The sequence below is a fragment of the uncultured Sphingobacterium sp. genome, from assembly GCF_964277905.1.
GTDB lineage: Bacteria > Bacteroidota > Bacteroidia > Sphingobacteriales > Sphingobacteriaceae > Sphingobacterium > Sphingobacterium siyangense.
Genome location: NZ_CAXYKD010000025.1, coordinates 56,798 through 77,321, shown reverse-complemented (window position 1 = coordinate 77,321; position 20,524 = coordinate 56,798). Strand labels below are relative to the sequence as shown.

Below are 20,524 nucleotides of genomic sequence, written 5' to 3'. Positions count from 1 at the left end.
GGATTAAAAAGAAAACTATTTTTCATGCGATAAAGAATTAACTTGTTAATTCTTGGACCCTTAACTGGGTCAGGGGAAGAGGCCGTCGTGAGACGTCCTCTTTTTTGTTGTTATTTTTATGTAGTTTAGTCTACACTATCTTGAACCGATTTTATTATGTTGCAGCGCATTTTTCTTTTTATTCTTTTCGCACATTTTAGTCTTTACCTATCTGCACAAGTGGCTTCCGATAGCACCCGGGTTTTGCAACGATTGGAATATCTGATGGAAAATCAGAAAATTTACATCAAGAACCGTGAAGACAAATTGGAGAAATTAAAACAGGAGGCAAAAGCATTAGAAGGTAATCCTGTTCAATTTTTGAAGAAGAACTACGAAATCTTTGAAAATTATAAGAAGTTTGATTCTGACGCAGCGCTTACTTATATTTTACTATGTCAAAAGCTCGCTCCACCGCATAATGACTCCCTACAGGCAGTGATTCATCTCGATTTGGCTTGGGTGTATTCCACCATCGGAAGGTATATAGAAGCTTCACAATTGTTGAAGCAAGTCGATCCCACTCATCTAGGTAGGGATCTTCTCGCCAAGTATTACGATACCTACAGCTCGTTCTATAGTCATTACGGTCAGAGCAATAATCGACCAGAATATTACCAAGCAAGTGAAAAGTATCGTGATTCTTTGTTAACGGTACTACCGAAGTCTTCCTTGGAGTATCGTACCACCATTGCGATAAAAACGCTGTTTAACGGTAACCGGGAGGACGCTAAAAAGCAATTGTTAATGCTCTGGAATGAGAATAAAAAGGATATTGAGCAGCGCGCGCTGATCGCCTATTTTATGGGGCTCATTTATAAATATGAAAAGGATACGAAAAGTCAAATTTACTATCTTTCAATATCGGCCAGTGCAGATATTGAAATGGCAAATCGGGATAACGCATCTTTTCATGATCTGGCGCTAACGTATTACGACCAACAGGATTTTGATAGGGCTTTTCAGTTTATTGAAAAAGCAATCGACGATGCGATGTTATGTAAAGTACGGTATCGCATTATTGAGGGCACCTCTTCTTATCCTATAATCAATGCCGCCTATCAGCAGAAAATCAGTAGTCAAAATCGACAATTGGTTGGACTGGTCATTATCGTTAGTATTTTATTGATCGGTGTCATTATTGGACTTGTCATTATCTATAGACAGGTGCAACATTTGAGAAGGATACGATCAGAATTATCGGCTACAAATCAACAGCTTCGTTCATTGAATAACGAAATTAACCAGACTAACCTTAAATTGTCGGAATCCAACCATATTAAAGAAGAATATATCGCCCAATTTTTTGACATGTGTTCGAGTTACATCGATAAAATGGAAGATATCAGAAAGGCATTATTGAAAAAAGCGACGAATCAGCAATGGGATGCGCTGCGGGAACAGTTAAAGTCAACGCAAATGGAGGAAAGGGAAGTGCAGCAACTTTATGTTAATTTTGATCGTATCTTCTTAAATCTATATCCAACCTTTGTTGATGAATTCAATGCACTACTTCAGGAAGAGGAGAAGATCTATCCCAAAAAGACAGAATTGTTAAATACTGAACTTCGGATTTTCGCATTGATTCGATTAGGGATCGATGATTCCGTGAAGATTGCAAGTTTCCTGCGATACTCGCTTCGGACGGTTTATAATTATAGAACAAAAGTACGGAATAAAGCCGCAGGAAATCGTGATGCTTTCGAGGCGGCTGTATGTCAAATTGCGGTGATCGACCGGGCATAAAATGAGCTATAATACCCGAAAATTAGCTATGTTAAAGACAATTGTACGCTCCTTTAGGTACTTTTTAGGGGTGTGTATTTTTTGTAGTCATCTTGTTTTTAGTTATTTATGTTTTTTCTTCGGTACTTTTTAAGTACTAGCTCTTTTTTCTCCGTCAAGCTGATCTTAGTTTTGTTTTGAGCAATGAAGCAGGGGAAACTCATTGCCATTTTGGAATAACCAAAAGATTAAACAATAACCAATTTTTTTATTTCATATGATTTACTTTACACGAAAAGTTGCCTTTTCAATGGGGTTAGCTTTCTTGTTTACTTTGGTGAATTTGGTGTTTGCCCAAGACCGAATTCAAGTTAGTGGACGTGTCTTGGATGCCCAAGATCAGAAACCACTCTCTGGAGTAACCATTACACAAAAAGGAAGTAATAACGCAGTCTCCAGTAACGGAGATGGACGTTTTCAAATTTCTGCTAGCACGGGCAGTATACTCCAATTTACGTTTGTTGGCTACGACAGTAAAGAACTACCTGCCAACAGTACCATGATTGTCCAATTAAATTCCTCAACCAATTTGCTGGAGGATGTTATTGTAATCGGTTATGGTAGCGTGAAAAGAAAAGATGTCACGACTGCAATCTCTTCAGTTTCCACCAAAGATTTAGAAAAGAGACCCGTTACTAATTTTGGGCAAGCCATTCAAGGTAAAGCTGCCGGGGTCACTGTTATTCAGCCGAGTGGTCAGCCAGGTGCAGCACCTCAGATACAAATTCGTGGGATAACGTCTTTTAATAGTAATACCACTCCTTTGTATGTTGTTGATGGAGTTCCTGTGGAAGATATTAAGTTCTTGTCTCCTAATGATATCACGGATATTCAAATTCTAAAGGACGCGTCATCGGCAGCGATTTACGGCTCGCGTGGTTCGAACGGTGTTATCTTGGTTACGACAAAATCAGGAAAAGCCGGAGAAGCAAAAATTACACTGGGAACACAATGGACAGCCAATGTTGTCAATAACACGGTTAAAGTTTTAAATACCAGTCAATACAAAGATTTACAGGATGAAATAGGCATGATAAATCTGCCAGAGGGATTGTTGGATCAAACAGATTGGTTTAAAGAAACCTATAAGACAGGTATTCAACAAAATCATCAAATATCCGTTTCGGATGGCAATGAGAAGCTTCGTTACTATTTAGGTGGGGGATATTTGAACGAAAAAGGAACATTACAGGGATCCTTCTTTAGGCGATATAATTTTCGTGCTAATATTGATAATCAAGTCCGAAAATGGCTAAAGGTGAATGCGAATATCAATTATTCCGATAACAATGATAATGGAATTACCTCAGGATTGGGTTCTAATCGTGGGGGGGTAGTTACATCGGTGATTACAACACCAACCTATGCGCCTGTATGGGATCCAACCAATCCGGATCGATTCTATAATAATTTCTATGGGATCAACAACATCACCAGCCCTTTGGAGAACCTAGCCCGGACAAGAAATAATAATAACCGCGAAAACCGACTTGTTGCCACAGGAAGTGCACTGGTTTCTTTTATGCCTAATTTAACTTGGAAAACTGCGTTTTCATTGGATAGAAGATCCGGGGTGATGACCACCTTTTTGGACCCTTGGACAACAGCTTGGGGAAGAAACCAATTCGGGGAGGCTTCAGATATTCGTAATACAAATACCGTGTTGACTTGGGACAATTTCTTGACGTACACGAAGAACTTTGGAAAGCATAACATGGAAGTAATGGGCGGTTCGTCATGGACAGATTCCAAGTACTCCAGAAGCTATATCTATGGTTCAAACTATGCAAATGGAATCATTGAGACACTTAATGCGGCAAATAAGATCTCTTGGGATAGAACAGGATCTACAGCATCCAATTGGGGGATTATGTCCTATTTCGCACGCGCAATGTACAATTATGATGGCAAGTATTTATTGACCGCAAATATGCGTGCCGATGGTTCTTCAAAGTTGAGTCCGGAACGTCGCTGGGGGTATTTCCCATCGGTTTCAGCTGCATGGAGAATCTCTTCCGAAGATTTTATGAAAGACGTAACCTGGATAAACGACTTTAAAATCCGAGGCGGATGGGGACAGACAGGTAATCAATATGGATTAGGTGATTATGCGTACCTACAGTTGAGTGGGATCCAACGTCAACAGTGGTTCGTTGAGGGAAAAGACAATTCATTGCCAAATATCAATAAACCAACAATCTTAAGAGCGAAAGACTTGACTTGGGAGACGACAAGCACAACCAGTATTGGTTTTGATATCACGATGTTGAATAATCGACTCAGCATCAGTGCAGATTATTACAACAAGGATACTAAGGATCTTTTAATGAATGCAAGTTTGCCCGCAGGACAGCAAGCAACCACAATCCAAAGAAATGGCGGCCGGCTGAAAAACCATGGTTTTGAATTTGCAGTAAATTCAAAAAATCTGACCGGCAACTTGACTTGGAATACCGATTTTAATATTTCTTTTAACAGAAATAAACTGAAACAGCTGGATCTACAACAAGTGTACTACGATGTAAAGACAAACGATTATGTCAATGATTTTGTAGTGAAGAATGAGCCAGGAAGATCACTTGCAGGGTTCTTCGGTTATATCTCTGATGGTGTAAACCCTGAAACCGGCGAACTGATGTACCGCGACTTGAATGGCGATGGAAAGATTTCATCGAGCGACCGTACATATATCGGTAATCCTCTTCCAAAGTTTGTCTATGGTATGACAAACAACTTCTCCTGGAAAAATTTCGACCTTAGTATATTTATTCAGGGAACTTACGGAAACGATATCTTCAATGCGAGCCGCATGGAAACAGAGGGGATGTATGATGGTCGAAATCAAACTACTGTTGTATTGGATCGTTGGCGGGTACCGGGACAGATTACCAACGTTCCGAAAGCTGGGTTTGACATGAAAAATTCAACCTATTTTGTTGAAGATGGTAGTTATTTGCGGATGAAAAATGTTTCCTTGGGCTATTCCATTTCTCCGGAGAGACTGAAACGTATTGGTATCCATAAAATTCAGCCTTATCTATCTGTAAGTAATCTATTTACCTTGACTAAATATTCAGGTATGGATCCCGAAGTAAACCAGTATTCCGGTGGATCTGATTCCAGAATCCAGGGTATTGATTGGGGAACCTATCCACAGAATCGTTCATTTGTTTTAGGTCTTAATATTGAGTTTTAATTGTCTGTATCATGAAAAAATATATAAGTAACGCTCTTTCTTTGCTAACCGGCTCTTTGTTTTTATTTTCTTGCTCTTTGAACCGTGATCCACTTTCAGATTATTCGGATGTTAGTCAAGGAAAGACAGAGACAGGAACGCAGATCGTTTTCAAGAACAAAACCGAAGTTGAAACTTACTTGGCGGGGATCTACCAACAGATGAAAGATAGGCAGGAACATTGGTACCTCGACCTGCTCTTGATTGGCGATTCACACGCCGATAATTCCTATGCGGGAACAACCGGAGCGGAAGTTGTACCTTTTGAAAATAATTCTATTGAAGGGTCTAATTCTGTGGTTGACCGGGATTGGGGAAGATATCTGGAAGATGTTGGACGTGCAAATCGATTGATCATTTATGTGGATAGTGTCGCTGATAAATCGGTGAGCGATACAGAAATTAGGACTTATAAAGCACAAGCTAAGCTATTCAGAGCATTGGCGATGTTTGATATGGTCCGTATATTCGGATCTATCCCTGTCATCACCACAATTGCACCCGATATTACCGGTGATAATGTCAATGAAGTTTATCCGCAATATTTTCCAAAACAAGCTACCGAAGAAGAAGCCTATAAGCAGATCGAAAAAGATTTGATGGATGGATTGGCTGATGCACCAGCCAACAATAATGGGAATAAAACTTTATTTACCAAATCCGTAGCACGAGCTATGCTGGCAAAGATCTATGCCGAAAAACCAATTCGAGATTATGCTAAGGTTATTCAATTTGTTGACGCATTGACTGCGGATGGTTTTGATCTGAATACCAATTACTCGGATTTATATGCAATGAATGCAAGCAACACCGATCTTGCGCAACGGAATACGAAAGAATCGATTTTGGAAGCACAGTTTACTTCAGGTGGAGGTAACTGGGCGACTTGGATGTTTGGACGGGATTTGTCCAATTATGATAATAACTTCACATGGGCAAAATGGATAACCCCATCACGGGATTTGATACAAGCATATACGAATGAAGGGGATCAGATTCGTTTGGGGCAATCTATTGTCTATTATTCCACTACTTGGAGCAACTATTATCCTTCCAATCATTATCCATTCATGTTTAAACTGCGGTCTGCATTTAATAGTATTGTCAAGCTTCGTTACGCAGATCTTTTATTGCTTAAGGCAGAAGCTTTAATTCAACAGGGATCTGATTTATCCGGCGCAGCAGACATTATTGACAAAATTCGCACACGTGTTAAATTACCAAAATTGCCAACTGCGATACGTTCAAATAAGGATGCTTTATTAGATGCTTATTTGAAAGAACGCCGTCTGGAATTAGCCTTCGAAGGACAACGCTGGTTCGATCTTGTGCGCTTGGACAAGGTGGAATCTGTCATGAATGCGGTCTATGCAAAAGACGCTGGAAGAAAGGCACAGGTGTATCCCTTCACGAAGAACTCTTACCGTTTACCGATTCCGCAACCAAAAATTGATCAGAATCCTAATCTAGTTCAGAATCCGGGGTATTAATTGATTTAACAAGTGGAATCCCCCATCTGATGGATGGAGACAAATATATTAACAGATGAAACGTACTAATAAAAAAACTATGATATATACATTCTTGTTGTCCTGTCTAGTGACGGCAACATCTTGTAAACGTGACAGTTATACACCTTCGCAAGGTGATGAAATTAAAAAAAGTGGTGATGTTACCATTTATACGACGACAGGCAGTCGGTCTTTGGATTTTGGAAAACGCTTTGTTGATTTCAGCTCCAAATTTAATATGTCGCCCAATACAATTACGCTAGATCCTACTAAGAAATTCCAGACGATGGACGGCTTCGGTGCAGCCATCACAGGCTCAACATGTTATAATTTAATGAAAATGAGTAAGGAAGATCGGACAAAATTCCTTACAGAGACGTTTTCAGATAAAGATGGAATGGGAATGAACTATATCCGTATTGCTATTGGATGTTCCGACTTCTCTTTGAGTGAATATACCTGTTGGGACAAAGAAGGAAAGGAAAATTTTGGATTGCAGTCTGAAGAGACCCAATATATCATTCCGGTGCTTAAAGAAATACTTGCTATCAATCCATCCATAAAAATCATGGGCTCCCCATGGACTCCACCGAAATGGATGAAAGTTAACAACCTGACTGATTTAAAGCCCTTTGATTCATGGACCAGTGGTCAGTTAAATCCAAAATATTACCAGGATTATGGTTGGTATTTCGTTCAATGGATCCAGGCACTGAAGAAAGAAGGCATTAATATTTATTCGATTACTGTTCAAAATGAACCATTGAATAGAAAAAATTCCGCTTCGCTTTATATGTCATGGCAGGAACAACAGGCTTTTGTCAAACAAGCTTTGGGCCCGCAATTAAAAGCGGCTAACTTATCAACAAAGATCTATGCATTTGATCATAATTATAACTATGATAATATTGCCGATCAGTCTGATTACCCAGTAAAGATTTATAACGATGCCGGAGCAGCTTCATTCTTCGCCGGAGCGGCGTACCATAATTATGGTGGGGATAAAGCTGAACTTATCGATATTCATAATCAACGCCCAGACAAGGAACTGGTATTTACAGAAACATCCATTGGGGAATGGAATGATGGACGCAATCTTGAAAAACGTTTGATGGAGGATATGCGTGAAGTTGCATTGGGCACCGTCAACAATTGGAGTAAAGGTGTCATAGTATGGAACCTGATGCTTGATACTGACAAAGGGCCAAATCGCGAAGGTGGCTGTCAGACATGTTATGGCGCCGTGGATATTAGTAAGGCAAATTATAAGAATATAACGCGCAATTCGCATTATTATATTGTTGGTCATCTTTCTTCGGTTGTCAAATCAGGAGCCTCGCGGATTGGTACTTCTGGGTATACAGCAGAAGGGTTAGTTTATACAGCCTTTCAAAATACAGATGGGACCTACGCTATTGTTCTGTTAAACGAGTCGGGAGATAGCCGTAAAATTACCGTCGCAGACGGTAAACATCATTTTAGCTATGATGTGCCAGCTAAATCGGTTGTTTCTTACCGTTGGACCTATTAACTGGAGGATGATAAACCCTAAGCGCTATCACATTGATAGCGCATAAATTATGAACAAATGAAAAGATATCTCATCAATATACTATTGGGAACTGCTGCTATTACTGCAGTTAGTTCCTGTAAAAAGGATGAAAAATATACCTATCAAATAGGGGATCCTAAAATCGAATTGAAATCGCCTATCTCGGCCGCAAATTTTGGGGATAGTCTCGAGTTTCAGGTGCATGTGTCGGATAGTGAAGTTGCGCTGTCTACTGTTAAAGCACAATTGTATTTTACAGACGACAAGGTAACAGAAACCGTCATCCGTACCAAACAAAATGGAGACTATGCTGGAAAAATTTATGTTCCGTTCTTGAAAGATATTCCCGATGGAAAAGCAACTCTTAAGTTTGTCTTACAGAATATTAGCCAAAAAATAACAGAACAATCTTTTGATATTAATCTGAGCAGACCCGACTTTCCATATTTAACTTTAGTCACAGAATCCAAATCCTATCGCATGGAAAAGGTCGGGCGTAATCAATATGCGGCAAAAGAAAATTTTGCAGCTGAGGTAAAAGGCTATATTCAAGCGCCAAAAGTAGGTACACAAGGCAATGCGATGAACTTTGGTTGGGTCAATAATGTTATTAACTTGGGGTCTACCGCTGAAATTCCTTTTTCAAATTCAACCTCTGGTGTATATCCAATTCAATTTAATACATTGACATTTCAGGCATCTCCATTTATTGTTGTACTGCTAAATGGATCGCAGTTCAGTCGACTGGATGATAAACATGCTAAAGTTGAACTCGAGCTGGCTCAAGGGAAAACGACGACTTTTGAAGGGATTGCGGATCTGCAAGATTGGTGGATCGATCCAGATTTCTTTACCAAAGCGGCCGATGGAAGCCTATCGTTTAAAGGATCAACTGGAAAATACCGTGTTACCGCAGATTTTAACTTAAAATACTTTGTAGTTGAGGCGATGACAGGCAATGATTTGGCAAAACTACAAGATGATGGATCTGGGGCTGTGTGGATTATTGGTGAAGGAATTGGAAAGCCTAAAGTATCCAGTAACCAAGTGGGCTGGAACACGGATAAAGCACTTTGTCTGGTTCCACTAGGTAACAAGAAATACCAGATAACTGTTAAGGCAGGAGAGTCTATAAATTCTGATAACATCAACTTCAAATTTTTCCATCAAAAAGGATGGGGAGGTGAATTTGGAGGTACAGATGTGACAACCTCAAATGATATCGTCTTTGTGGGAGATGGCAAGAATGGTCGTGATTCAGGCAATTTGGGTATCAAAACGGGTAAAGTTTTAGAGGCAGGTAAAACCTATGTTTTTACATTGGATTTAACTGCCGGCAATAAGAAAGCGGTTTTGACGATTGCGTCAAAATAATTGAAATTGAGTTTTATAAGTCCTAGGTAGTAGTCTGCCTAGGACTTTTTCTTTTAAATAGCATTTGTTTATTCCAAAATTCATTTGTTATATTTGCCCAAACTCAAGATGAATCATCATGAGCTCGATTTGGTAAGTTTACAAGTTAAAGAAACAATCTTAACGATGTAAGCTGCTATTGAGAATAAAATATTCGAATGAAAATTAGACTGTTTATATGGATTCTATTACCCTTGATGCTCCTGCAGAGCTTCTCAACGGTATGGCTATGGACAGTCTTCGAGTTGAATCGAGATTATATCGCACGTTACGAATGTATCAATCGTTTTAACGATAATGCGCTTGCCTGTCGAGGCCAGTGTATTTTGATGAAAAAAATGCGCGAGCATGAGGAAAAGGAACAAAAAAATCTTGAATTACGTATTATTGATGTCGTTTTTATAAATAATACGCAAGATTTTACTTTTAAAAATACGGCTCTTTATGAAGACACTGTGGAGCGCCTGCTTCCAGTATATAAAGAAGATTATTCCTATAATCCCATTTTTACAATATTTCACCCCCCTTTGGTTTAAATCCAGTTAATAATTTATTTGATTAAGTAGTCGATCACTGACGATGGATTACAAGGTATGCTAAGATTTCCTTCGCGTTATAATTTCGCTGTGAAACTGCTTTTAGTGATGCTTTGTCCATAAAATCGATCTTTCGGTTAAGCTATTTATTCAATAACTATTTATTTCAATGAAACTTTCCTAATTATTTGGGCTACATCGCGGTGTGGATCCGAATCATTTGAATATTGATAATAGCTAATAATCTGTTTAATATCAGTATGATGGTTTCATTTCGCTAGAAGTTGAATGGAGCGCATCTATTACGATGAAATACATCCGTTCGTCACAATAGGATATCATTTTGATTTATTGCGTGGGTTCCGGAGCTCACGCAATAAATCGGATAGCTTCCTAACAAATGAAAAATTATAGATGAGAGATTTATTTATAAAAAAAGTGGGTTTTTATATCGCGATTATATCCTTTCTCCTAATCGCTTGTACAAAGGAGAAAACAGACTATGAGGCAGAGCGGGGAAATACTGTGGCAGAGAATACAGAGTTTAAAGAGGTTACAAGCCTTGTTTCGTCAGGGTATAGTATTCGTGTTGAGGCTCTAGGCGGGGTATTGTATCGCGGTTATAATGATATCCGCGTGATAATCAATAAGCAGCAAAATAATGAACCTGTAGCCGTTTCCTCAGTCAAATTGCTGCCAGTCCAAACCAATGTGCAAGGAATGAAAATTGTTTGTCCGCACCAGTCCGAAATGGCCTACACGTTGGATGGTCGCTACTTTTCGGGTTACAGTGTGTTTACAGATGAAAGCTCTGCAGCAGCAAACTGGAGTTTGGAAATCGATTTTACAATTGGTGGTCAGACCTTCACCGCTACACAGCATGTAACTGTGAAGCCGCAGGTAAATAAAAATCGTAACATAACCACTTTCACTGGGAAAGATGGCGAACAGTATTTAATCGCCTTGATTGCTCCTTGGAAACCAACTGTTTCTGAAAATAAACTGGTCGCCGGGATTTATAAGTTAGACGCTGCACAATTGTCTTATACGACAGTGAATGGATATACCTTACAATTGGATCCGCGTATGCCAGAACCTTCGATGGGCAACCATTCGTCGCCCAATAATAAGGACTTAGTACAACAGGCCGACGGGTTGTACCATGGTGTTGTGAATTACACAATGACAGGTAACTGGACATTGAATTTTATTTTGGTCAACCAAAATGGAAGGGTAATAGCAGGTACTGAGGTACCCAAGGACTTTACACCTGGAGTAGAAGGTCGTAAAAGTGAGTTATACATTGATATTCTATTCTAGCGGCTATGAGGAAGATAAGTATTATTCTCTTTATGTTGTCTTTGGGATGGAACGTACACGGACAAAACAGTCCTGTTACCCGCGATACAACGAGACGTCTGGAGGAGGTTACAGTCAATGCAGCTGCCAAAAAGAGGATTGAAAACGATCTGAAGATGACAGTCTCCGTGGATGAATATTTGGCTTCTGCAAGTAATATCAGCTTCATAAAACGTGGAGCCTATGCTTGGGAACCTCTGCTCAATAATATGAGTAGTGAGCGTTCGACAATTACGATCGATGGGATGCATGTCTTTGGAGCATGTACGGATAAAATGGACCCGATAACCTCGTATGTAGAAAGTAATAACCTTGCTGCGATAGATATTAAATCGGGGCAGGAAGGTAATCTGCATGGTGCTACGGTCGCTGGCAGTATAGATCTAAAAAGAAGGAATACCGCGTTTGGTCTGCAGAAAAAAATTGGCGGAGCTTATCAGACAGGTTTTGAATTCAATAATAAGCAGACTTTCAATCTTGGGAATTTATATTACTCAAGTGACAAATTTGTGGCAGATGGAAGTATTGCCTTTCGGAAGGCTGGAAATTATTATGATGGAAATGACGATGAAGTACGGCATTCGCAATATAATAAATTCAATGCGTCGTTGGGCTTGGCCTATAAAACAAGTCCGCTTTCTGCTGTTCGGGTAGATGCTATTTTTGATCGTGCAAAAGATGTGGGATTTCCTGCTTTGCCAATGGACTTATCCTTATCCAGAGCGATTATCACTTCCGCTGCATACAAACAGTTGTTTGAAGAGGGCTTGGTAAAAGTATGGGACACCAAAGTTTATTTTAATGCAGTTGAGCACTATATGGATGATACGACCCGTCCGGAAAATTTGGTTCATATGGATATGCCAGGCTGGAGTACGACCTATGGTCTTTTATCTAAAATTAATCTGCAGAAAGACCGCTATTCTTCGGAAATACAGGTAAATGCTTACGATAATCTCTCGATAGCTGAGATGCGCATGTATCCGCAGGATCGATCCAAACAGACCATGTTTGCCTATAGCTGGCCATGGGTAACCACCCGTTTCGCGAGTGTAGCCATTAATAACTCGTTAGATCTTTCTGATATCAGTAGACTTGTCTTTGGAGGTTCATTGGGTTTGAACTATAACTATTCGAAATACGTTGAATTCAATTGGATCTTCCATCCTGGTTCTCCTCAGAAGAAAAATAGAATTCTGCCGAGCCTACATGCTAGCTATCAGTTAAATATTGGTCAGTTTGACTTTTCCCTAGGAACAGGGTTTGGGCATCGTGCTCCTTCTGTTTCGGAAGCGTATGGTTATTACATTTACAACAGTTTCGATCGTTATGACTATATCGGAAATCCGGATTTAAAAAATGAAGTCTCTTATGAAGCCAATGCCAGTGCCGGATTTAAGACCGGAAAGTTAAGCATTGGGGCCAAGGCCAATTATTTCTTTATCCAAGACTACATTATTGGCCGGATTTTGAGTTTGGGTAGCCCTATGAACTATCAATCGGTAGGCGTGAAAGGCTATACCTCTTTAGATCATGCGACTCTGTTTAATCTTGCACTCAATGCGCAATATCAAGTTTTGCCAGGTCTAGATTGGAAAGTCGTACTTACCTATGCCAGAGGGCAAGACAATATGGGCGGAAACCTGCCTTTTATACGTCCCTTAAGTTATCAAACATCACTGCATTACCGATACAAAACGATCGGTGTGCAAACTTCAATGAACGGGGACTTTAGCCAGGTCAATTTTAGCCCTGAATACGGAGAGGACCAAACTGCATCCTATAAGATATGGAATGTTTCGGCAGACTATACCTTCACTATTGGAAAATTGAATGCAATGTTTCAGGTCGGTGCGGAGAACCTCTTCAATGAATACTATAGTACCTATGCAGATTGGGGAAATATACCACGCATGGGTAGGAATATTTTTACATCCTTAAAAATCAATTTTTAAATACCTTAAAACTTAGAATAAAATGATAAACAATGCAATTAAGCTCCTGATGATTTCTTTGGTTATGGTTTCTTGTAGCAAAAGTGAAGATGTCGCCAACAGTGTTAACTTACATTTCAACAATACATTTAAAAATACAACAATTGTGCTGGGTAGTGCAGATTCACCAGCTGCCTCAAAAAATACATCAGCCAGTGGACAACTGCATCAGTTTTCTGAGCTGAAGTATGTAATTAGCAATATCAGACTTATTAAAGCCGATGGATCTGAAATCCCTTATAATGTAAATGACCTGGATAAAGGGGCTGCAGTAATTGATCAGGCGAAAGCGGCAACTTTAAATTATGTACTGAGTAATATACCTGTTGGCGAGTATAAACAGATCAAATTCGGTTTAGGGGTAAAACAGGAAATAAATACATTGGATCAACTGAGATTCCCAGTTTTCTATGCAACAGCAGGGGCTAATGACACCAAAATGCACTGGGAATGGGGGACAGGTTACCGATTTACGAAATTGGAAGGCTTTTATGATGCAGATCATAAAGAGTTGTCTATTCACACTGGAAGTACGATCAACGGAACAAATGGTGATGAATCCACTTATAAACAGGGGGTAGATGCTTATCGGGATATTACGTTGAATTTACCTTCCTTAGTTACTGTTGGAAAAAGTGTACCACAGATTAATATCAGGGCGGATTTCGATAAGCTCTTAAGCGGAAAAACGAATACCATCACACTGGGTGCCAACAATGCTGTGCCTAGTATTCATTCGGCAGTCGAAATGGTCAAATTTGTTGATAATCTTGGCGGTAACGGTAGCAGCGATACAGCTGGAATGTTCACTGTTGAGAGTGTTTCTAACTAAATTTTACGTAAATGGCTATGATCTTGAATGAGGTTGTAGCCATTTGCTGAAAATACGTTATGCATAAAAAAAAGAACGCCGTCTGATTGCACCATGACTTTCAAGTGTGCATTTTGAATATTCATCAACCATTGATAAAAATAAAAGGATGAAAAAAGTCATCTTAATCCTGACAGTTATAGTGATTGCTTTATCCTGTAGTAGGGATGATATCGTTGAATCTACGCAGGAAGACAACCCAACAGTCACGTTCAATATTCCTGCGGATTTTCCGAGTCTGAATAATGCATTTAATAGCAATAAGCCAACAAAGTATGGTGTTGAATTGGGTGAAAAGCTATTTCATGAAAAAAGATTCAGTGGAAATAATACGATATCATGTGCCAGTTGCCATAATCCCTCATTGGCTTTTTCCGATGGAAAGATGCAGGCAGTGGGTATAGATAATCGTGTCGGATTTCGGAACACTCCACCTTTACAGAATTTGGCTTTTATGAAATTTTATAATTGGGATGGCAATATACTTGAACTGGAAAAGCAGCCTTTAGTGCCAATTATCACGCATGAGGAGATGAACTCTTCTATTCTGGAGGTTATCGGTAAAATTAATGGGGATTTTGACTACAAAGTATTGTTCAAGAAGGCTTTTGGAGACGAGAATATTACACCTGAACGAATTTATAAAAGCATTGCACAGTATGAGTATACCTTAGTTTCGGCCGACAGTAAATATGATCAGGTAAAAAGAGGTGAAGGGGAGCAATTCACGATCGAGGAAGAACGTGGTTATCAGCTGTTTAAGTTGAAATGTGAAAGCTGCCATGCAACAGAATTATTTACCGATCAGAGTTTTAGAAATGTAGGGTTTCCTTTAAATAAACATCCAGACGAGGCCGGGCGAGCACGTATCACAGGTATTGAAACGGACTATATGGCTTTTCGGGTACCTTCTTTAAGAAATGCGGAATATACAGCGCCTTATGGAAGTTTTGGGCAGTTCCCAACGTTGAAATCTGTCCTGGATTATTTTGACAAAGGTGTTTTGGATGCAGCTAACCTAGATCCGATTCTTAAAGAAAATGGCAAAAGAATTCCTATGACAGAAGAAGAAAAGGAAGCTATTATAGCTTTTATTAAAACATTAAGTGATCCCAAATTTGTAGGCAAATAATGCTGATTTATGAATAGAAGAGATCAACCAATTGTTTCGCTTCTTTTACATCATGTACGCGGAGAATTTGTATGCCTCTTTCGAGAAGTAAGGTATTTAAAGCGGTGGTGCCATTTAAAGCTTCTTGGGCGGTGATCCCGATTTTTTTATAAATCATGGATTTACGGGATATTCCGCCCAAAATTGGTAATTCGAAGTAGTGAAGTTCATTGACACGATAGAGCAACTCATAGTTCTGTTCGACTGTCTTTGCAAAACCAAATCCCGGATCGAGAATAATATCTTTCACCCCCATACTTCTTAGCGTCGCAATGCGGTCACCTAAAAAGGTGGCTACGTCAGTTACAATATCTGTATAATCTGTTTTTTCCTGCATATTTTCGGGAATACCGCGCATATGCATGAGAATATAAGGAACTTGATATTTTGCCACCGTGGCGAACATGTTATCATCGAGTGTACCTCCCGACACATCATTTATGATGTGCACTCCCGCATCGATTGCAGCAGCCGCAACGTCTGCCCTAAAGGTATCTATTGATAAAATAGCGTCAGGAAATGCAGTTTTAATTGCTCGAATAGCGGGAAGAGCTCGATCCATTTCCTCCTGTGATGAAATTAATGGAGCGCCCGGACGTGAGGAATATGCGCCAATATCAAGAATTTGAGCACCTTCAAGCAATAGCTTCTTTGCTTTCTCTACCGCGAGTTCGACGGTTGTATTGTCACCTCCGTCATAAAAAGAATCTGGAGTCACATTGAGTATCCCCATAATAATGGGCTTTTCGAAGGTCATTAAGGTACCATCGACCAGTATGGAGTGACAGGGTGAAGTGTGGAATCTTTTCATCAGAACAATGCTAGGTTTGGTGTGAGAACGCCTTATTTGACAACCAAAACACCGTCAGCAATAATGCTGATATCTTTTTTAGCTTGTGTAATCTGGTCTATTTCAGACTGTGATTTACCAAGATCCTTTGCCGCATGTTGTAATGATGCTACAGAAACTTCCTTTTTCTTTGCGATACCCTCGACAACCACCGTTTTGCCGACAATGTCTGCTGGCATGAAGAATCCGTAGTCTTTAAAACGGACGGTAATCGGCTCTTCGCCTTCCCGTTGCAGGGTCATGAAACAGCCTTTTTTCTTGCAGACCTCAACGACCTTACCTGTCACCTTTCCGTTGAATGCGTTCTTTTGCGTGAGTTCTTTTTCAAGCTTTGCCACTGAAATCGCATTGGTCGCAGAGATTTCTTTTCCATATTTTACACCAGGCTTGGCGGCGGGAATATCCTTTTGCTGCGCAAAAGATAAATTGGTAACAGCAAATGCTAATGCAAAAAATAAAACGATCTTTTTCATGCTATTTTCTAATAAATTCAAATTTACCACTTGGGTCCAGCTTCATGACAGTAGATGATTTCCCATCTGTTGTTACGTCTCTGTCATAGGCGACAATATAATCTACCCCATCTTTGATGGCATCAGATATTTCATCAAAATCTTTCGCCGTTGGTTCACCACTGATATTTGCTGAAGTTGAAATTATTGGTTTGCGAAACCGTTGTAAAAGTTGTTCACAAAAAGGGTGCTTGACAATTCGAATGCCAATTGAACCGTCCTCAGCAATCGCATTGGGCGCAAGATTTTTGGCATTCGAATAGACAATTGTCAAGGGTTTTTCGGTGTATTCAATAAGTTGATAAGCCACATCCGGGATTTCATTTACATAACTTGCCAATTGATTGTCGTTGTGTAAAAGGACGATCAGACTTTTGGATTTATCTCTTCCTTTCAGCTGGAAAACTTTCTCCACGGCATCAGGATTGGTGGCATCACAACCGATCCCCCAAATGGTGTCGGTGGGGTATAGAATTAATCCGCCGTTTTTTAAGGTCTCCAAGGCCTTATTTAAATCCTCACGATCTACGAATGCACTCATCTTATCTTTATACTAGTTTTAACTTTATACAGCTACATTATGATCACGTAGTGCATCATTCAATGAAGTCTTTTTGTCTGTAGACTCTTTACGTTGACCAATGATCAAAGCGCAAGGAACTTGATATTCCCCTGCCGCAAATTTTTTGGTGTAAGAACCCGGGATAACAACAGAGCGGGCAGGTACATAACCTTTATATTCTACTGGTTGAGGTCCCGTAACGTCGATAATTTTTGTTGACGCTGTCAATACGACATTAGCACCCAATACAGCCTCTTTTTCTACACGAATACCTTCAACTACAATCGCTCTTGAACCTATGAAAACATTGTCCTCAATAATAACTGGAGCTGCTTGTACGGGCTCTAATACGCCACCAATTCCGACGCCGCCACTTAAATGTACATGTTTACCAATTTGTGCACAAGAGCCAACAGTTGCCCAGGTATCCACCATGGTACCTTCGTCTACATAAGCACCGATGTTAACGTAAGAAGGCATCATAATCACTCCTTTAGCCAAATATGCACCTAAACGAGCAGAAGCCCCTGGTACAACACGTACTCCAGTGTGCTTGTAGTCTGTCTTTAATTTCATTTTATCATGAAACACAAAAGGACCTGCAGTCATTTCGCGCATATCATTGATTGGAAAATATAAAATAACAGCTTTCTTAATCCAGTCATTGACGTGCCATCTTGTACCGATCATTTCAGCGACGCGGATTTCACCGCTATCTAATTTCATGATAACAGTGCGGATGGCTTCTGTATATTCTTTATATTCTAATAATTGCCTATCTTCCCAAGCTTCCTCAATCAGTTTTTTAAGTGGCTCTACCATATTATTTATTTTCTTATTTGAATTAGTTTATTTTGATGTACAAACTTAGATAAAGTTGGACTTAAAAACAACTTTATCCATTGTTCCTTGCAATAGACTTTCCTGATAACAACACCCTACTAGATTATGATCAACTTCTGACTCTAACCACAGTGTGTGCACAGTGAGTCCACGTTGAGTCCACCTTTTTAAGGTGCATTCACACTACAGACATTGTTTTAACAGTCCGCTTGCAGTCAGGAGTTGGTATGTATTTGATGACAACTTGTCCGCAATTAGCTATTAAACTCTTCCGGCGAACGGATGAAAGACGTTTTAATAAGTGAACTCAGTTTAATAGGAATTTTCCATAATTGCTTTTGGTTATAATGGTTCTAAAAATATAATTATTTTTGTGTTATGGCTGGAACATCAGAAAAATTGAGAATTGATAAATATTTGTGGTCAATTCGCTTATTTAAGACAAGAACTTTGGCAACAGAGGCCTGTAAGGCAGGTCGGGTGAAACTAAAAGGCCAAAATATAAAACCCTCTTATGAAGTTAAGATCGGAGATGTATACCATGTCCAAAAGGGAATTGAGAAAAAAGTGGTGATGGTGACAGGTCTTTTGGAACGTCGTGTTGACGCCAAGACTGCTGTTCAATTCTACGAGGATCAAACACCTGTTGAAGAAACTGTAGGGTTTAAATCCGTATTTCATGCTCCTGTCCTAAAACGCGACCGCGGTACAGGGCGCCCTACTAAAAAAGACCGTCGTGAGATAGATGATTTACAATCTTCAGAATGGTGGGAGAAGGAAGATGAATAACCTCAAGATATGCGCCATGATAATTGCGGGAAGCCTGTTGGCAATTTCCTGTAAATCGTATAAAAAACCTGTGGCCATGACGGAGGGAAAATTTGTTTTGGCGATCCATGGTGGAGCGGGGACGATCTTGAAAAAGAATATGACGGATTCGATGGAGCAAGCTTATAGGATCGACTTGGAGCAAGCCCTTCGTATGGGCTATCAAAAGTTGCAAGAAGGTAAATCCAGTTTGGAAGCCGTCGAATCTGCTATCCATGTTATGGAAGACTCACCCTTGTTTAATGCAGGGAAAGGGGCGGTTTTTACACATGACGGACGCAACGAACTGGATGCTTGCATCATGGATGGTAAATCCTTAGCCGCAGGCGCGGTTGCAGGAGTGACGACGATCAAAAATCCAATCTCGGCAGCCAAGGCGGTGATGGAAAAATCTGAGCATGTTATGATGGTGGGTAAAGGTGCCGAAGAGTTTGCGAAGCAAGTGGGATTGACCATCGTAGACCCTTCTTATTTTTGGACGGAAGCACGTTGGGAAGCTTTGCAGAAAGTGAGCAAGGATGACAGTACACGAACACAACTAGATCACGATCAAAAACAAAGCTCACGTTTAGGCGTCATCAATAAAGATGCTAAATTTGGTACAGTAGGATGTGTTGCTTTGGATAAAGCAGGTAACTTGGCAGCGGGTACGTCCACGGGAGGGATGACAAACAAGAAGTTTGGGCGGGTCGGAGATTCGCCAATTATCGGAGCTGGAACGTATGCGAACAATAATACCTGTGCTGTTTCCTGTACTGGATGGGGTGAATATTATATTCGCACCGTGGCCGCATATTCGGTGTCCGCTTTAATGGAATATAAAGGTGAACGTGTTGATCAAGCGAGCAGGCAAGTAATCGATCGGATTGGTGAAATGGGCGGTAATGGCGGCATGATCGCATTGGATAAAAATGGACATGTTGCTATGCCTTTTAATACTGCCGGCATGTATCGGGGTACGGTGACTAAAGACGGTAAAATAACAGTGGAAATTTATAAATAGCCAATTCAGCTGTTTTCAGCTTCATAAAATATCCCAAGTGATCAATACAATACATGTTGAAGATCGCTTGGGATATTTTATGCTAACTATTTTTATTGAACAGCAGTTATGGCCTGTTATGTCAAATTGCCGTTAGGTATTGTTCTATCTCATCAAATTGGATATCACCATGTGAAGCGTCATATAAACTGTCTTTTCCTTCAACAATCAGTATTTGAGGTGATTGATGTTCTACATTCCAACGTTGGGCAATCTCATTCGATAGTGGGCGGTAACGCAAAAGGTCTAAAAGATAAATCGCATAATCATGGTCTGAAGTAGCAGACATACGCTCAAGACTACGCTTAGCCATATTGCTAATACCACAAGTCGTGCTATGTTTAAAGATGGCTACAACTTTATCGGATTGATAAAGCTCCTGTAGCTGTTCTTCTGTATTTAATTCTATCCAATTAATCAT

The 20,524-nt window shown here is 39.9% G+C and carries 17 protein-coding genes; 12 read left to right on the top strand and 5 right to left on the bottom strand.

The window, feature by feature from the left end:
- Positions 1-156: 156 nt before the first annotated feature.
- The 10 genes from ACHWSC_RS11995 (at position 157) to ACHWSC_RS11950 (ending at position 15,427) form a co-directional block, all read left to right on the top strand.
- The gene (locus ACHWSC_RS11995; protein ID WP_394676907.1) at positions 157-1,785 is read left to right on the top strand and encodes a DUF6377 domain-containing protein; all 1,629 of its coding nucleotides are present in this window, start codon (positions 157-159) and stop codon (positions 1,783-1,785) included.
- Between the two features lie 256 nt (positions 1,786-2,041).
- Positions 2,042-5,020, top strand: coding sequence for a SusC/RagA family TonB-linked outer membrane protein (locus tag ACHWSC_RS11990; protein ID WP_394676906.1), 2,979 nt, complete (start codon positions 2,042-2,044; stop codon positions 5,018-5,020).
- A gap of 11 nt (positions 5,021-5,031) precedes the next feature.
- The gene (locus ACHWSC_RS11985; protein ID WP_394676905.1) at positions 5,032-6,549 is read left to right on the top strand and encodes a RagB/SusD family nutrient uptake outer membrane protein; all 1,518 of its coding nucleotides are present in this window, start codon (positions 5,032-5,034) and stop codon (positions 6,547-6,549) included.
- 79 nt (positions 6,550-6,628) lie between these two features.
- Positions 6,629-8,101, top strand: a complete 1,473-nt coding sequence (locus tag ACHWSC_RS11980) for a glycoside hydrolase family 30 beta sandwich domain-containing protein (protein ID WP_394676904.1) — start codon at positions 6,629-6,631, stop codon at positions 8,099-8,101.
- A gap of 57 nt (positions 8,102-8,158) precedes the next feature.
- Entirely contained in the window at positions 8,159-9,496 is a 1,338-nt protein-coding gene (locus ACHWSC_RS11975; RefSeq protein WP_394676903.1) for a DUF5125 domain-containing protein, read from the top strand.
- Positions 9,497-9,693: 197 nt separating this feature from the next.
- Positions 9,694-10,071, top strand: a complete 378-nt coding sequence (locus ACHWSC_RS11970; RefSeq protein ID WP_075990767.1) for a hypothetical protein — start codon at positions 9,694-9,696, stop codon at positions 10,069-10,071.
- Positions 10,072-10,485: 414 nt separating this feature from the next.
- Positions 10,486-11,391 carry a hypothetical protein gene (locus ACHWSC_RS11965; RefSeq protein WP_394676902.1) on the top strand — a complete coding sequence of 302 codons (906 nt, stop codon included), beginning with the start codon at positions 10,486-10,488 and terminating at the stop codon, positions 11,389-11,391.
- Positions 11,392-11,396: 5 nt separating this feature from the next.
- Positions 11,397-13,385, top strand: a complete 1,989-nt coding sequence (locus tag ACHWSC_RS11960; protein ID WP_394676901.1) for a TonB-dependent receptor plug domain-containing protein — start codon at positions 11,397-11,399, stop codon at positions 13,383-13,385.
- A gap of 22 nt (positions 13,386-13,407) precedes the next feature.
- The gene (locus ACHWSC_RS11955) at positions 13,408-14,256 is read left to right on the top strand and encodes an MbnP family protein (protein WP_394676900.1); all 849 of its coding nucleotides are present in this window, start codon (positions 13,408-13,410) and stop codon (positions 14,254-14,256) included.
- Positions 14,257-14,404: 148 nt separating this feature from the next.
- Positions 14,405-15,427 carry a cytochrome-c peroxidase gene (locus tag ACHWSC_RS11950; RefSeq protein WP_394676899.1) on the top strand — a complete coding sequence of 341 codons (1,023 nt, stop codon included), beginning with the start codon at positions 14,405-14,407 and terminating at the stop codon, positions 15,425-15,427.
- Between the two features lie 7 nt (positions 15,428-15,434).
- On the opposite strand, the gene folP is transcribed toward ACHWSC_RS11950, so the two are convergent.
- The 4 genes from folP to ACHWSC_RS11930 are packed head-to-tail and all read right to left on the bottom strand — an operon-like array spanning position 15,435 to position 18,212.
- Positions 15,435-16,277, bottom strand: coding sequence for a dihydropteroate synthase (folP, locus tag ACHWSC_RS11945; RefSeq protein ID WP_394676898.1), 843 nt, complete (start codon positions 16,275-16,277; stop codon positions 15,435-15,437).
- Between the two features lie 32 nt (positions 16,278-16,309).
- Positions 16,310-16,789, bottom strand: coding sequence for a DUF4920 domain-containing protein (locus ACHWSC_RS11940; protein WP_394676897.1), 480 nt, complete (start codon positions 16,787-16,789; stop codon positions 16,310-16,312).
- Between the two features lies 1 nt (position 16,790).
- Positions 16,791-17,369: an L-threonylcarbamoyladenylate synthase gene (locus tag ACHWSC_RS11935; RefSeq protein WP_088159989.1), complete on the bottom strand. Its 579-nt coding sequence runs from the start codon at positions 17,367-17,369 to the stop codon at positions 16,791-16,793.
- 24 nt (positions 17,370-17,393) lie between these two features.
- Positions 17,394-18,212, bottom strand: a complete 819-nt coding sequence (locus ACHWSC_RS11930) for a 2,3,4,5-tetrahydropyridine-2,6-dicarboxylate N-succinyltransferase (RefSeq protein WP_317668667.1) — start codon at positions 18,210-18,212, stop codon at positions 17,394-17,396.
- A gap of 399 nt (positions 18,213-18,611) precedes the next feature.
- Here ACHWSC_RS11930 and ACHWSC_RS11925 point away from each other — a divergent pair, with 399 nt between their 5' ends.
- Together ACHWSC_RS11925 and ACHWSC_RS11920 are read left to right on the top strand one after the other, a co-directional pair.
- Positions 18,612-19,022, top strand: a complete 411-nt coding sequence (locus tag ACHWSC_RS11925; RefSeq protein WP_088159990.1) for an RNA-binding S4 domain-containing protein — start codon at positions 18,612-18,614, stop codon at positions 19,020-19,022.
- Positions 18,979-20,064, top strand: a complete 1,086-nt coding sequence (locus ACHWSC_RS11920; protein ID WP_394676896.1) for an isoaspartyl peptidase/L-asparaginase family protein — start codon at positions 18,979-18,981, stop codon at positions 20,062-20,064. Before ACHWSC_RS11925 ends, ACHWSC_RS11920 begins: the two co-directional genes overlap by 44 nt.
- A 121-nt stretch (positions 20,065-20,185) precedes the next feature.
- Here the strand turns inward: ACHWSC_RS11920 and ytxJ are convergent, their stop codons facing one another.
- Positions 20,186-20,524 (bottom strand): bacillithiol system redox-active protein YtxJ, encoded by a 339-nt coding sequence (gene ytxJ, locus ACHWSC_RS11915; RefSeq protein ID WP_201670052.1) that lies wholly within the window; start codon positions 20,522-20,524, stop codon positions 20,186-20,188.